This is a genomic window from Streptomyces sp. NPDC020780, from assembly GCF_044334475.1.
In the GTDB taxonomy this organism is placed as follows: domain Bacteria; phylum Actinomycetota; class Actinomycetes; order Streptomycetales; family Streptomycetaceae; genus Streptomyces.
Genome location: NZ_JBIRTB010000016.1, coordinates 60,159 through 74,289, shown reverse-complemented (window position 1 = coordinate 74,289; position 14,131 = coordinate 60,159). Strand labels below are relative to the sequence as shown.

Below are 14,131 nucleotides of genomic sequence, written 5' to 3'. Positions count from 1 at the left end.
TTGGGACCATGGCCGGGTGACCCAAGTGACCGAGCGCAGCCCCACGTTGCCGGCCGGGCGGAGCAGGTCGGCCGCGTCGGCCCACGCCTTCGTACGCGGGGTGGTCGCCGCAGGGCTCGGCCTCGGCTCGCTGGCCGTCCTCGTCGTGGTGCTGTGGATCATCTCCCCGTACCCCGACAACGGTCCGGACGGGGCCCTGCGGGTGGCGACCGGGCTCTGGCTCCTCGCGCACGGCGCCGAACTCGTCAGGGCCGACACCCTCAGCGGTCATCCCGCGCCCGTCGGGACGGTCCCGCTGCTGCTGACGGCCCTGCCGGTATGGCTGCTCCACCGGGCGGCCCGGGACTCCGCGGAGGCCGACGAGGAACCGGCGGCGCGGCACTCGGCGATCGGTGCGTTCTGCTCGGTCGGGGCCGGCTACCTGCTGGTGGTACTGGCGGCGGCGGCGTACGCGCGGGGCGGCGGACTGCCCGCCGAGCGGGCTTCGCTCGCCTTCCCGCTCGCCGCCGTGGTGACCGGGGCGGCCGGGTCGGGACTGTGGACGGCACGAGGGCGGCCCCTCGGCCCGCTGGCGGCCTGGGCACCGCTGCGTGTGCAGGAGGCGGCCGCCCGTTCGCGCTTCCGGGCCGGGGCGGGGGCCGTCCTGCGGTCGTCGGCCGCCGGCGTCATGACGCTGCTCGGCGCCGGTGCGCTGCTGGTCGCCGCGTCACTGGCGTGGCACGCGGGGACGGCACTGGAGTCGCTCGCGGCCCTGTCCGGCAACTGGGCGGGCCGGGTGTCCGTCCTCCTGCTCGCGCTGGCCCTCGTACCGAACGCGGCGATGTGGGGCGCCGCCTACGGCCTCGGGCCCGGCTTCGCGCTCGGTACGGCGTCCACGGCCACCCCCCTCGCCGTCACCGGGCATCCCGCCCTCCCTGACTTCCCGCTGCTCGCGGCGGTGCCGTCACAGGGCCCGGGTACGGTGCCGAACTGGGCGGCCGTGGCGGTCCCCGCCGTCGCCGCTCTGGTCGTCGCCCGGTTCGTGGCCCGGGCCGCGGCACCCACCGCCGGGGTGCGGGAGGAGGCATGGGAGCCCGGGGGTACGGCCGTGGTGGCAGCACTCGCCGCCGTCGGGTGCGGGGCGGGGGCGGCGGTACTGGCGGCGGCCTCGGGCGGCCCGCTGGGCACCGGGGCGCTGGCGGAGTTCGGCCCGGTGTGGTGGCTCGTGGGTCCGGCGGCCCTGGCGTGGACGGCCGTGATCGGCGTACCGGCGGCGCTGCTGTCCCGTGCCTGGAGGCTCCGGGTCCACCGATGGCAATGGCGGCGCGACGCGGTGCCGACGGGGGCGGGGGCCGGAGCGGAACCGCAGGCCGAGAAGAAGCGGCAGGAGGAGACGCCCCGGCCGGAGGGGGCACCGGGGGCGGTGCCGGGCGCGGAGGCGGATGCGAAGGAAGCGGGCGACGAGGAGACCCGGCCGGGAGCCGGGAAGTGGTGGGGGCGGAGGGCGGCCCGCAGGCGCGCGCGCACGGCGGGGCCGGTGCCCGGGGAACAGGGCGGGGACGTGGCACCGTACGACTTCCTGTCGGCCGATCCGTGGCACGAGGACGGCGCGAGAGCCGCACGGTGGGCCTCGCTCAGGAGGAACTCCGGGGGACTGATGGCGGACTTCCCACCGGATCCCCACCGCGTCACGGCCCCCGCCCCTGCGCCGCCTCCGCCCTCCGCGGCCCCGGCCCCTCCACTCTCCGCGGCCCCGGCCCCTCCGGCCCCGGCCCCTCCGCCCTCTGCGGCACCGGCCCCCGGCGCAGCCCCCGCCCCCGGGCCGGCTCCCGCCTCCGCGCCTGCCCCGGCCCCGTACCCCGGTCCGCCCCCTGCCTCCGCCCCGGACCCCGCGGTCGAGGCCCCTCAGGACGCGGCAACGGGAAGCGGCCCGGTTCCGGATGCCCAGGGGCACCCGGAACCGGGCCGGCAGGACTGACCGGTCGCCGCCCGCGCTACTTCTTCACGCCGAAGAGTGGCCGCAGCGGGTCGGGCAGCTTCTCGTTGCAGGCGAGGGCGCCCGTTTTGGTGAGGGCGTCGTTCACGCAGGTGTAGTAGTCCCGGTAGACCAGCTGGACCGTGTACCCCGTGGCGACGATCGACAGCGCGAGCAGCGCGGTCACCAGTCCGCTCACGGCCGCCGTGGTCTGCTGCCGGCCGCCGGTCTGCCCGGTGCCCGGCGCGCTTCCCGGCGGTACCGGCGCGGCTGCGCGGTCCGGCGTGCCACCGGCTGCGCCCCCCGGCGCCCCCTGCGCGCCGGAACCGGATGCCGCAGGGGTGCGGGGGCCCGCCCGCAGGGCGCTGATCGACCAGTACACGGCGAGGGCGCCGAGGAGCAGGGCGATCTCGGGGAAGTCGAAGAGGGCGAAGAAGAACGCCCACATGCCCCCCAGCAGCGCGTAGCGCGCCCGCCGTTGCACGGGGTCGGTCGGATCCCAGCGCGGGCCGCCGGGCTTGCCCTCCGGACCGCCCTGACCGCCCTGACCGCCCGTGCCGCCGGGGCGGCTGCCGAAACCGCCGTTCTGCCGGCCCGGCTGCTGGTCGCTCCACCGGCCGCCCCAGGCCGGACGGTCGCCGGACGAACCGTCCCCGCTGCCTTCGCCCCCTCCGTCACCGCCGGCGTTCCCCGGCTCGTGGGAGGGGTGGCGGGGCTGCCAGGGCTGGTCGGGCCGGTCCTCGGGCGGCGCCGCGAACGGATTGTCGTCCGAGGGCGCGGAGGGGGAGTCCTGGGAGGAGGAGCCGTCCGAGGAGGAGCCGGAGGCGCGCGGGGACGAGGAGTCGGGCGACGAAGACCCCGGCGACGAGGAGTCCGGCGACGAGGGCCGGTGTTCCCGCATCAGCGTGGATGCCCGCTCGGGCAGCGGGTGGCCAAAGGCGGTGCGGAGGCGGTCCGGCATGTGGTGAACGTCTTCCCCATCTCGTCGTTTCCGTCCGGAGGACGGTTCGCTGTCCCTTGACGCTACCTCCCGGCCGCGCCCCCGTCCCGTGGGGGCCGCCGGGTGTGCCGGTATCGTTGCTGACGGTCGGCCCGTTCGTAGAGTTCCCCGTATGCAGGGGCGAGCTTCTTTCGTACGACCGTACAAACGCATCCCCCGCACATCGCACCTGCCTTACCACGCGAGAAAGGGCCCAGCTGTGGCCTCCCCGCCCTCCTCCGCCGCTCCGGCCCGCCTCGTCGTCCTGGTCTCCGGCTCGGGCACCAACCTCCAAGCACTGCTCGACGCGATCGGCGACGACCCCGAGGGCTACGGCGCCCAGGTCGTCGCGGTCGGCGCGGACCGTCACGGGACGGCCGGGCTCGAGCGTGCCGAGCGCGCCGGACTTCCCACCTTCGTGTGCAGGGTCGGCGACCACGCGACCCGCGAGGACTGGGACGCCGCGCTGACCGGGGCCGTGGCCGGACACCGTCCGGACCTTGTCGTGTCCGCGGGTTTCATGAAGATCGTGGGCAAGGAGTTCCTCGCCGCGTTCGGCGGCCGGATCGTCAACACCCACCCCGCCCTGCTCCCCAGCTTTCCCGGTGCCCACGGGGTCCGCGACGCGCTCGCGTACGGCGTGAAGGTCACCGGGTGCACCGTCCACTTCGTCGACGACGGCGTCGACACCGGTCCGATCATCGCGCAGGGCGTGGTCGAGGTGACCGAAGAGGACACGGCGGAGGGCGAAGCCGCTCTCCACGAACGCATCAAGAAAGTCGAGCGCAAGCTGCTCGTCGAGGCCGTAGGGCGGCTCGCCCGCGACGGCTATCGCATTGAGGGACGAAAGGTTCATCTCGGTCATGTCGGTGAATAAGCCCATCCGCCGCGCCCTGGTCAGTGTCTATGACAAGACGGGGCTCGAAGACCTCGCCCGCGGTCTCCACGAGGCGGGTGTCGAGCTGGTCTCCACCGGCTCCACCGCCGGGAGGATCGCCGCCGCCGGCGTGCCGGTCACCAAGGTCGAGGAGCTCACCGGTTTCCCCGAGTGCCTCGACGGCCGGGTGAAGACGCTGCACCCCCGGGTCCACGCCGGCATTCTCGCCGACCTGCGCCTGGACGCCCACCGCGAGCAGCTCGCCGAGCTCGGCGTGGAACCGTTCGACCTCGTGGTCGTCAACCTCTACCCGTTCAAGGCGACCGTCGCCTCCGGCGCGTCCGACGACGAGTGCGTGGAGCAGATCGACATCGGTGGCCCGTCGATGGTCCGCGCCGCCGCCAAGAACCACCCGTCCGTGGCCGTGGTGACCAGCCCGGAGCGGTACGCCGACGTTCTCGCGGCGGTCAAGGCGGGCGGCTTCGACCTGACCGCGCGCAAGCGGCTCGCCGCCGAGGCCTTCCAGCACACCGCCGCGTACGACGTGGCCGTCGCCTCCTGGTTCGCCGACGGCTACGCCGCCGCCGACGACTCGGGCTTCCCCGACTTCTCCGGTGCGACGTACGCGCGCAAGAACGTCCTGCGCTACGGCGAGAACCCGCACCAGCCCGCCGCCCTCTACACCTCCGGTGAGGGCGGCCTCGCCGAGGCCGAGCAGCTGCACGGCAAGGAGATGTCGTACAACAACTACACGGACACGGACGCCGCCCGCCGTGCCGCGTACGACCACGCGGAACCGTGCGTCGCGATCATCAAGCACGCCAACCCGTGCGGCATCGCGATCGCGGACGACGTCGCCGAGGCGCACCGCAACGCCCACGCCTGCGACCCGCTCTCCGCCTTCGGCGGCGTCATCGCCGTCAACCGGCCGGTGACCGTCGAGATGGCCGAGCAGGTCGCGGAGATCTTCACCGAGGTCATCGTCGCCCCGGCGTACGAGGACGGGGCCGTCGAGGTCCTCGCCCGCAAGAAGAACATCCGGGTGCTCCGCTGCCCCGACGCCCCGGCGGGCGCGGTCGAGGTGAAGCCGATCGACGGCGGCGCGCTGCTCCAGGTCACCGACCGTCTCCAGGCCGAGGGCGACGACCCGGCCAACTGGACCCTCGCCACCGGCGAGGCGCTCTCCTCCGACGAGCTGCGGGAGCTGGCCTTCGCCTGGAAGGCCTGCCGGGCCGTCAAGTCCAACGCCATCCTGCTCGCCAAGGGCGGTGCCTCGGTCGGTGTCGGCATGGGCCAGGTCAACCGGGTCGACTCCGCGAAGCTCGCCGTCGAGCGTGCCGGTGAGGAGCGGGCGCGCGGCGCGTACGCCGCGTCCGACGCCTTCTTCCCCTTCCCCGACGGTCTGGAGATCCTGACCGCCGCCGGTATCCGGGCCGTGGCCCAGCCGGGCGGTTCGGTCCGCGACGAACTGGTCGTGGAGGCGGCGAAGAAGGCCGGCGTGACCATGTACTTCACGGGCACGCGCCACTTCTTCCACTGACCCCACCCGCAGTGACGCACCGCAGGCCGCACCCGTTTCGGGCGCGGCCTGCGGTGCGTCAGGACGTAGGGGATCACTCGCCCCTCTGTTCTAATGAATGGCCTTGCCGGGCAGCAGCCGGGACCGGCGCGGCCGGGCAGTGACCAGTGAGGGACTCCGTTGCGGGGGCATCGTGCTTGACCTGAACCAGAGCGACACGGACGTGCCCGGGAGCGGGGACGGCCCCGGACCCGGCCCCGGAAAGAACGCCCCCGGGGACACGGACGGGCGGCGCGCGGACGAGGCACCGGGCGGGCCCGCCGGGGCCCACACGGCCGACGCGGCACCGCACCCGGTCCCGCCGGGTCCGTACGTGATCACGGCCGTCCTCCTGTGCGCGGTCTACTTCCTGTACTCCTGGCTCCGGTACAGCCACTTCCACTCGCCCTCGTGGGACCTCGGCATCTTCGAGCAGGAGGTGCGCGCGTACGCCGCGTTGAAGGCCCCGGTCGTCGACATCAAGGGTCCCGGCTATCTGATACTCGGCGACCACTTCAGTCCCGTGGTGGCGCTCCTGGTGCCGCTCTACTGGATCTGGCCGTCCGCCCTCGCCCTGCTCCTCGCGCAGGCCGCCCTGTTCGCCGCCTCCGCCGTCGTCGTCGGGCGCACCGCCCAGCAGGTCCTCGGCGGCCGCAGCGGCCTCTGCGTCACCGTGGCCTACGGGCTCTCCTGGGGCCTGCAGGAAGCGGTGAAGGCCGACTTCCACGAGATAGCCTTCGCGGTCCCGCTGATCGCGCTCGTGTGCCGCGCCCTGCTCATGGAGCGCTGGCGGGCCGCCGTCCTGTGGTCGCTGCCCCTCGTCCTGGTCAAGGAGGACCTCGGGATCACCGTCGCGGTCGTCGGCGCACTCCTCGCCGTGTACGGGCGGCGGCTCCAGGGCTTCCTGCTGGCGGCCTTCGGAGTGTTCGCTTTCGCACTGACCGTCCTCGTCCTCATACCGGCGGCCAGCAGCGCGGGAACGTACGACTACTGGAAGAAGATCGAGCAGAACGGTGAGCGGCAGGTCTCCCCGCTCGACTCCGTCCTGGGCGCCCTCGACTCCTCGGTCAAGATCGAGATGCTGGTCTTCCTGGTCGGCGTCACCGCCTTCATGGCCCTGCGCTCGCCCCTGATCCTGCTCGTGCTGCCCACGCTCGGCTGGCGTCTGCTCTCCCAGGACTCCAACCACTGGGGCATGGCCTGGCACTACAGCGCGATCCTCATGCCGGTGGTCTTCCTCGCCATGGCCGACGGCGTCCGTCGCAGCCGTACGTCGAAACGGCCCTGGCTCGTCTCGTACGCGAACGTCGCCGTCCCCGTCGCCACCGCGATCGCCGTGGCCCTCACCCAGCACCTCCCGCTGCGAGACCTGCTGCGTCCCGAGACGTACGCGGCCGATGCCCGCGCGGAGGCGGCCCGGCAGGCGCTGGAGGCGATACCGGCCGGCGCGCGCGTGGAGACGGACATCACGCTGATGGCGCACCTCACGGCCGACCGCACCGTCTACTGGATCGGCGGCGCCCCGGGCACCGCGCCCGACGTCGTCGCGATCAACCTGGACTTCGGCTGGTCACGGCCGATCGACGACCCGGTGGAGTACGCCCGGCAACTCCACCCGGAGGCCCGGTACCGGATCACGCGCCAGGCGGGTTCGTTCGTCGTGATGGAACGGACCACACCGGCGCCCGGAAACGGCTGAAGGCCGTACACCCGCCGGACGAGCGGGTGTTACGGCCTTCGGGCGTTGTGCGCCTGTCAGTACTGGGACCGCTGACGGTTGAACCAGGCGCCGCCGTCGGCCTTCGCCACGAAGACGACGATCAGGATGGCGAGGACCGTGTGGACGAGACCGAAGACGATGAACGGGTAGATGCCGAGGATCGCGGTGATCACGCCGAACACGATGGTCGTGATCCGCAGACCGTTCCCGCCCTTGCCGAACTTGGCGGCGAGGACGACGGCGAAGACGCCCCAGAGGACCGCGAACGCGACGATGCCCCACAGGGCGGCGCCCGAGTAGTCGGCGAGCTGCTGGAACTGGACGTCTTCCTTGAGCGTCTCGTCGTTCCTGGCGGCGTTCACGGCAACGGCGGCGAGGGCGAAGATGATCGCACCGATGACCTGCAGCCCGACGATCACGTACAGCATGACCCGCGCGGCCTTCACCCCTCCGGGCATCTCCGTCGGGGGGCCCGGGAAGCCGTAGCCGCCCTGGACCGGCGGGGCCTGCGGGTAGCCGTACCCCTGCTGGGGCACTCCTTGCGGGGCCTGCTGGGGGTAGCCGTAGCCCGGCTGCCCGCCCTGCTGCTGCTGGCCGTAGGGGTTGTTGGGGTCGCCGAAGCTCATGGCGAGGTTCCTCCGTTGCGGATCTGCGGGGACGACGCGGTCCTGGCGGAGGAGAGTCGCGCATCCGAAACGGCTGGTCCCCCCGACACTGCCCGCGTGCTGCGCGCCTCATCGTTGTCGTGATCTCGACTTTTTGTCCAGTCGATTGCCGAATGTGTTGTGCAAGTGCAACCTTGTGTCCACATGGCACACCTGAATTGGTATGCGGGCGGGGTCATCCGCGAGGATGGGTGTCATGACTGCCCAGATTCTCGATGGCAAGGCCACCGCAGCTGCGATCAAGTCCGATCTGACCGTCCGCGTGGCGGCCCTCAAGGCACAGGGCGTCACCCCCGGTCTGGGGACGCTGCTCGTCGGGGACGACCCGGGCAGCCGGTGGTACGTGAACGGCAAGCACCGTGACTGCGCCCAGGTCGGCATCGGGTCGATCCAGCGCGAACTCCCCGGCACGGCGACCCAGGAGGAGATCGAGGACGTCGTCCGGGAGCTCAACGCCAACCCCGACTGCACGGGGTACATCGTGCAGCTCCCCCTCCCCAAGGGCATCGACACCAACCGGGTCCTGGAGCTGATGGACCCGGCGAAGGACGCCGACGGGCTGCACCCGACGAACCTGGGCAAGCTCGTCCTGAACGAGACCGGCCCGCTGCCCTGCACCCCCCAGGGTGTCGTCACGCTGCTCCGCCGCCACGGGGTGGAGATCAACGGCGCCCATGTGGTGGTCGTCGGCCGTGGGGTCACCATCGGCCGTTCGATCCCGCTGCTCCTGACGCGCAAGTCGGAGAACGCGACCGTCACCCAGTGCCACACCGGCACCCGTGACCTGTCGTCGCACCTCCGGCAGGCCGACATCATCGTCGCCGCCGCCGGTGTCCCGCACCTTGTCAAGCCCGAGGACGTGAAGCCGGGCGCGGCCGTGCTCGACGTCGGCGTCAGTCGCGACGAGAACGGGAAGATCGTCGGAGACGTCCACCCCGGTGTCGCCGAGGTCGCCGCCTGGGTGGCCCCGAACCCGGGCGGCGTGGGTCCGATGACCCGGGCCCAGTTGCTCGTCAACGTGGTCGAGGCGGCCGAGCGCGCCGCCGCCTCCGCCGTATCCGCCGGCTGATCCGGCCGGAAGGAAGTCATGGGTGCTGGTACGAGTCCGGTGGACGGTACGCAAGCGGCCAGGTCGGCCGGGAGCGCGGGGGGGACCGGGGGTGCCGGGACGTCCGTGGGCACCGGAACGTCCGTGGGCACCGGGACCGCTGCCGCGGTCGGCGGCACGGAAACAGCCCGCGAAGAGGCCGCGGACCACGGCAGGGCGGCGGGCCCCGGTGGCGAGGCGGCTGCCCGCGGTGATGCGGTCGGCTCCGAAGGGGAGGCACCTGTCCTTGCGGAGGCGTCCGCCCCCGCGGGGACCCGCGGCCCTGCGGCCGACGCGGTCGACCATGACGGGGAGGCCGAGCCGGAAGGCACGGCCGGGTCCGGGGAGGCGTCAGGCACTGACGCGCCTGCCGAGGCCCCCGACGTCGAAGAGCCGGCCGAAGCGGCCGGCTCCTGCGAGGGCGACGGTTCGACCCGCGCCCGCTCGCGCCGGTTCTCGCTGACCCGGGACACCGCCCGCCCCGAGGGCGGCGGCCGGGCCGCCTCCGGGGACGCGCCCGCCCCCGCCCGGCAGTGGCCGCTGCTCGCGGTGCTCTGCACGGCGGGGATCGGGCTGCTCCTCGTGGGAACCGACCCCTTCACCGAGGCCTTCAGGATCGGCACGATGCTGATCGGTATCGCCCTGCTCGCCGGCGCGGTGCTGCGCTGGGCGGTTCCCTCGGTCGGCATGCTCGCCGTACGGTCCCGGTTCACGGACCTCGTGACGTACGGCCTGATGGGCTCTCTGATCGTGCTGCTCGCTCTCATGGCGCAGCCCAAGCCGTGGCTCGACGTCCCGTTCCTGCAGGACGTGGTCCACTTCACGATCCGTTAGACGCCCCACCCCGTAGTGACGCAGTGAGTGGTGTCCGTCCCCTCCCCCGAGAAGGGACGGACACCTGACGGGGCGTACCGGCGCAAGAACACCCGGAATGCGATGGCTCGAGCGGCCTTGCCCTGTCCTGCCTCAAGCGTCATGGGCATGAGGTATCCGGATCAAGGGAAGCCCGCCGCCTGTGGCACGGAAGTGACCATTCCGCCATCGTGTGATCGTCAGGCAACGACGGCGGCGGCAGCGGTGACCACAGCGGCTGCCGCACCGGAGCGCGGCACGCCGCGGAAGCGGTACGTGACCGGCTGTGTGCGGGACCCCACAGGGGGGCGCGCGGCCAGGAGGGTGCGGGTCCGATAGCCTGACCGCCGGATATCTCTTCACGTCAAGATTCAGAGGTGTCCCGCACCAGGGGCAGGGGCCCCTACCGCCAGCTGTCTAACGGAGACCGCCATGACCCGCACTCCCGTGAATGTCACCGTGACCGGCGCAGCCGGCCAGATCGGCTACGCGCTGCTCTTCCGCATCGCCTCCGGCCACCTGCTCGGCCCGGACGTGCCGGTCAGCCTGCGACTCCTCGAGATCCCCCAGGGTCTCAAGGCCGCCGAGGGCACCGCCATGGAGCTCGACGACTGCGCCTTCCCGCTGCTGCGCGGTATCGAGATCACGGACGACGCCAACGTCGGCTTCGACGGCGCGAACGTCGCCCTCCTGGTGGGCGCCCGCCCGCGCACCAAGGGCATGGAGCGCGGCGACCTGCTCTCCGCCAACGGCGGCATCTTCAAGCCGCAGGGCAAGGCCATCAACGACAACGCCGCGGACGACATCAAGGTCCTCGTCGTCGGCAACCCGGCCAACACCAACGCGCTCATCGCGCAGGCCGCCGCGCCGGACGTACCGGCCGAGCGCTTCACCGCGATGACCCGGCTGGACCACAACCGCGCGATCTCGCAGCTGGCCGCCAGGACCGGTGCCGCCGTCTCCGACATCAAGCGGCTGACGATCTGGGGCAACCACTCGGCGACCCAGTACCCGGACATCTTCCACGCCGAGGTCGCGGGCAAGAACGCCGCCGAGGTCGTCGACGACCAGGCGTGGCTGGCCGACACCTTCATCCCGACGGTCGCCAAGCGCGGCGCCGCGATCATCGAGGCGCGGGGCGCCTCGTCGGCCGCCTCCGCCGCCAACGCCGCCATCGACCACGTGTACACCTGGGTCAACGGCACCGCCGAGGGCGACTGGACCTCGATGGGCATCCCGTCCGACGGCTCCTACGGCGTCCCCGAGGGCATCATCTCCTCCTTCCCCGTCACCACGAAGGACGGCGCGTACGAGATCGTCCAGGGCCTGGACATCAACGAGTTCTCGCGTGCGCGCATCGACGCGTCCGTCAAGGAGCTCACCGAGGAGCGCGACGCGGTCCGCGAACTCGGCCTGATCTGACCGGATGCCCGGCCCCGGCCGGATCCGTACACGCACCACGCGGGGGCGCCTCCCGGCGGTGATACCACCGCCGGGAGGCGCCCCCGCGTGTGCAAGGGGTCAGTGGCCGCGCAGCCGGTCGGCGATACCGCGCACGGCGTCCGCCGCCCGCCGCTGGAGCTGCGGACCGTACGTGATCCGGGCCGCTCCCAGCTTGGCCAGCCGCCGGGCACCGGACGGGTCGTCGGGTGTGCCGAGGGCGTTGACCGGGACCGGGACGGCAGCGGCCAGCCGGGGCAGGTCGGCGGCCGGCGCGGTGATCGGGAAGACGCAGTCGGCACCGGCGGCCGCGTACAGCCGGGCGCGGGTGACGGTTTCCTCGACCACGTCGGTACCGGCCGGGACGCCCGTGAGGTACGTGTCGATGCGGGCGTTGACGAAGAGGCGTCCGCCCGCCGCCTCGCGGACCGCGGCGAGGCGGTCCGCCTGGCGCCGCGGATCCTGCAGGACGCCGTCGGCGGAGTCCTCCAGATTGCAGCCCACCGCGCCCGCTTCCAGGAGGCGCTCGACGAGTTCGCCGGCGGACAGCCCGTACCCGTCCTCGACGTCCGCCGACACGGGCACGGACACGGCCCGGGTGATCCGGGCCACGGCCGCGAACATCTCGGCCGCGGGGGTGCGCCCGTCCGTGTGGCCGAGGGACGCCGCGACACCGGCGCTCGGGGTCGCCAGGGCCGGGAACCCGGCCTCCTCGAAGACGCGCGCGCTCGCCGCGTCCCAGGGGCCGGGCAGGACCAGCGGGTCGCCGGGGGAGCGGTCGTGGTGCAGGGCGCGGAAGACGGATACGGGCTCGATTCGGGGCTCCGGGGTCGGCGGAAGGCAGGGGCACGCGGGGGAGCCGTCGTACGGGGGTCCGCCGGCCCCGGGACCGGCGGACCCCGGTGTACGGGCCCGGAGGGACCAGGGGCTCGGCCCGGCGCCCCGGGGTGACGGGTCTTCAGCGCTTGATGTCACCGGGTGCGTAGTGGCCCGGGACCTGACGGGTGGACACCCCGAAGCGGTTCCACGCGTTGATCACCGTGATGGCGGCGATCAGCTGGGCGAGCTCCGCCTCCTCGAAGTGCTCGGCGGCCTTCGCGTAGACCTCGTCCGGCACGAAACCGTCGGTCAGTACGGTCACGGCCTCCGTCAGCTCGATGGCCGCCAGCTCCCTCTCCGTGTAGAAGTGCAGCGACTCCTGCCAGGCGTCGAGCTGGACGATCCGCTCGACGGATTCGCCCGCCGCCAGCGCGTCCTTCGTGTGCATGTCCAGGCAGAGCGCGCAGCGGTTGAGCTGCGAGGCGCGGATCTTCACGAGTTCGGCCAGTACCGGGTCGAGACCCTTGGTGGCGGCGATGTCCAGGCGGACCATGGCCTTGTAGACCTCGGGGGCCAGCTTCGCCCACGGCAGGCGGGCGGGGTGCTCGGGGGCGTGCTCGGCGGATGCGTGCGAGGGCGTGATCGTCGTCATGGGTAAGACGCTACGGCGCCGGTGGCGCACCGGTATGGTCCATTTCCATGACGGATTCCTGGGCCACTTTCGGTGCCGACCTGCACATCGAACCGGTCGGAGCCGGCGTGCGCAGCGGCCTGGTGAACGCCCTGCGGGACGCGGTGCGCGGCGGCCGGCTGGCGCCCGGCACCCGGCTTCCCTCCTCCCGGACACTCGCCACCGACCTCGGGGTCGCCCGCAACACGGTCGCGGACGCCTACGCCGAACTGGTCGCGGAGGGCTGGCTGACCGCACGTCAGGGCTCGGGGACCTCGGTCGCGCGGCGGGCCGTCCCGCCTCGGGCGGCCACGCGGCCGGTACGGTCCCGTCAGGAGCGGCGCCCGGTCCACAACCTGATGCCGGGGTCGCCCGACCTCTCGGCCTTCCCGCGCGCCGCGTGGCTGAAGGCGTCCCGGCGCGCCCTCACCGCCGCCCCGGACGAGGCATTCGGGTACGCCGACCCGCAGGGGCGCGTCGAGCTGCGGACCGTACTGGCGGACTACCTGGCGCGGGCGCGCGGGGTCTACGCGGATCCCGAGCGCATCGTGGTCTGTTCCGGCTTCGTCCACGGGCTGACGCTGATGGGGAGCGTGCTGCGGCGGCACCGGGTCCGGGAGGTGGCAGTCGAGTCGTACGGGCTCGACATCCACCGGAACCTCCTGACCGGGGCGGGACTGCGCACCCCGTGCCTGCCGGTGGACGGGTTCGGTGCGCGGACCGGCGAACTCGGCGGTATGCGGGGCGTGGGCGCGGTGCTGATGACCCCCGCCCACCAGTTCCCCACGGGCGTGCCGCTGCGTCCGGACCGGCGGGCCGCCGCGATCGACTGGGCGAGGTCGGGGACGGGGCTGATCCTGGAGGACGACTACGACGGCGAGTTCCGCTACGACCGGCAGCCGGTGGGCGCCCTCCAGGGCCTCGACCCGGAGCGGGTCGTCTACCTGGGGACGTCCAGCAAGTCCCTCGCGCCAGGGCTGCGGCTGGCCTGGATGGTGCTGCCGCAGCGGCTGGTGGGGGAGGTGTGCGAGGCGCAGAACGGCGTCGGCGGCGTGCCCGGGACGCTGGACCAGCTGACGCTCGCGGAGTTCATGAGGTCGGGGGCGTACGACCGTCATGTGCGCTCCGTACGGCTGCGCTACCGGCGCCGCCGCGACCAGCTCGTCGAGGCGCTCGCCGAACGGGCGCCGGACTGCCGGGTGAGCGGGATCGCGGCCGGGCTGCACGCGGTGCTCCGGCTCCCGGAGGGAACCGAGCAGTCGGTGGTCCGGGCGGCGGCCTGGCAAGGACTCGCCCTGGAGCGGCTCTCGCGGTTCCGGCACCGGGAGGCGGAGCCGGTCCGTGACGGCCTCGTGATCGGTTACGGCTCGCCCTCGGAGAGCGGCTGGGCCGGTGCGCTGGACGCCCTGTGCCGGGTACTGCCGTGAACCGTGGGGGCCGGACAGGGCGGCACCGTCGTACCACCGGGTTTCGGCCCCACCGACCGGCCATCTAATCTGACTGCACGTCC

At 73.2% G+C, this 14,131-nt stretch carries 12 protein-coding genes; 8 read left to right on the top strand and 4 right to left on the bottom strand.

The window, feature by feature from the left end; genetic code table 11:
• Positions 1-25: 25 nt before the first annotated feature.
• The gene (locus tag ACH4VO_RS26970) at positions 26-1,957 is read left to right on the top strand and encodes a DUF6350 family protein (RefSeq protein WP_360997301.1); all 1,932 of its coding nucleotides are present in this window, start codon (positions 26-28) and stop codon (positions 1,955-1,957) included.
• A gap of 16 nt (positions 1,958-1,973) precedes the next feature.
• On the opposite strand, the gene ACH4VO_RS26965 is transcribed toward ACH4VO_RS26970, so the two are convergent.
• Positions 1,974-2,915 carry a hypothetical protein gene (locus ACH4VO_RS26965; RefSeq protein WP_360997286.1) on the bottom strand — a complete coding sequence of 314 codons (942 nt, stop codon included), beginning with the start codon at positions 2,913-2,915 and terminating at the stop codon, positions 1,974-1,976.
• A 238-nt stretch (positions 2,916-3,153) separates the two neighbouring features.
• Between ACH4VO_RS26965 and purN the strand changes: the two genes are divergently transcribed.
• From purN to ACH4VO_RS26950, 3 genes are all read left to right on the top strand, one after another.
• A complete protein-coding gene (gene purN, locus ACH4VO_RS26960) occupies positions 3,154-3,810 on the top strand; it encodes a phosphoribosylglycinamide formyltransferase (RefSeq protein ID WP_360997287.1) in 657 nt (218 codons plus the stop codon).
• A complete protein-coding gene (gene purH / locus ACH4VO_RS26955; RefSeq protein WP_360997289.1) occupies positions 3,797-5,350 on the top strand; it encodes a bifunctional phosphoribosylaminoimidazolecarboxamide formyltransferase/IMP cyclohydrolase in 1,554 nt (517 codons plus the stop codon). The genes purN and purH overlap by 14 nt, the downstream gene beginning before the upstream one ends.
• Positions 5,351-5,522: 172 nt before the next feature.
• Positions 5,523-7,067 carry a DUF2079 domain-containing protein gene (locus ACH4VO_RS26950; protein ID WP_398441531.1) on the top strand — a complete coding sequence of 515 codons (1,545 nt, stop codon included), beginning with the start codon at positions 5,523-5,525 and terminating at the stop codon, positions 7,065-7,067.
• 56 nt (positions 7,068-7,123) lie between these two features.
• Here the strand turns inward: ACH4VO_RS26950 and ACH4VO_RS26945 are convergent, their stop codons facing one another.
• A complete protein-coding gene (locus ACH4VO_RS26945) occupies positions 7,124-7,714 on the bottom strand; it encodes a hypothetical protein (protein WP_360997293.1) in 591 nt (196 codons plus the stop codon).
• A 235-nt stretch (positions 7,715-7,949) separates the two neighbouring features.
• Between ACH4VO_RS26945 and ACH4VO_RS26940 the strand changes: the two genes are divergently transcribed.
• From ACH4VO_RS26940 to ACH4VO_RS26930, 3 genes are all read left to right on the top strand, one after another.
• On the top strand, positions 7,950-8,822 hold the full coding sequence (locus ACH4VO_RS26940) for a bifunctional methylenetetrahydrofolate dehydrogenase/methenyltetrahydrofolate cyclohydrolase (RefSeq protein ID WP_360997294.1): 873 nt from the start codon (positions 7,950-7,952) through the stop codon (positions 8,820-8,822).
• Positions 8,823-8,840: 18 nt separating this feature from the next.
• Positions 8,841-9,674 (top strand): DUF3017 domain-containing protein, encoded by an 834-nt coding sequence (locus tag ACH4VO_RS26935; RefSeq protein ID WP_398441528.1) that lies wholly within the window; start codon positions 8,841-8,843, stop codon positions 9,672-9,674.
• Positions 9,675-10,124: 450 nt separating this feature from the next.
• Positions 10,125-11,114 (top strand): malate dehydrogenase, encoded by a 990-nt coding sequence (locus ACH4VO_RS26930; protein ID WP_360997298.1) that lies wholly within the window; start codon positions 10,125-10,127, stop codon positions 11,112-11,114.
• A gap of 99 nt (positions 11,115-11,213) precedes the next feature.
• Here ACH4VO_RS26930 and ACH4VO_RS26925 read toward each other — a convergent pair whose 3' ends face one another.
• Entirely contained in the window at positions 11,214-11,948 is a 735-nt protein-coding gene (locus ACH4VO_RS26925; RefSeq protein WP_360996685.1) for an isocitrate lyase/phosphoenolpyruvate mutase family protein, read from the bottom strand.
• A gap of 142 nt (positions 11,949-12,090) precedes the next feature.
• Positions 12,091-12,603 carry a carboxymuconolactone decarboxylase family protein gene (locus ACH4VO_RS26920; RefSeq protein WP_360996668.1) on the bottom strand — a complete coding sequence of 171 codons (513 nt, stop codon included), beginning with the start codon at positions 12,601-12,603 and terminating at the stop codon, positions 12,091-12,093.
• A gap of 47 nt (positions 12,604-12,650) precedes the next feature.
• Here ACH4VO_RS26920 and ACH4VO_RS26915 point away from each other — a divergent pair, with 47 nt between their 5' ends.
• Entirely contained in the window at positions 12,651-14,048 is a 1,398-nt protein-coding gene (locus tag ACH4VO_RS26915; RefSeq protein ID WP_360996665.1) for a PLP-dependent aminotransferase family protein, read from the top strand.
• Positions 14,049-14,131 lie beyond the last annotated feature (83 nt).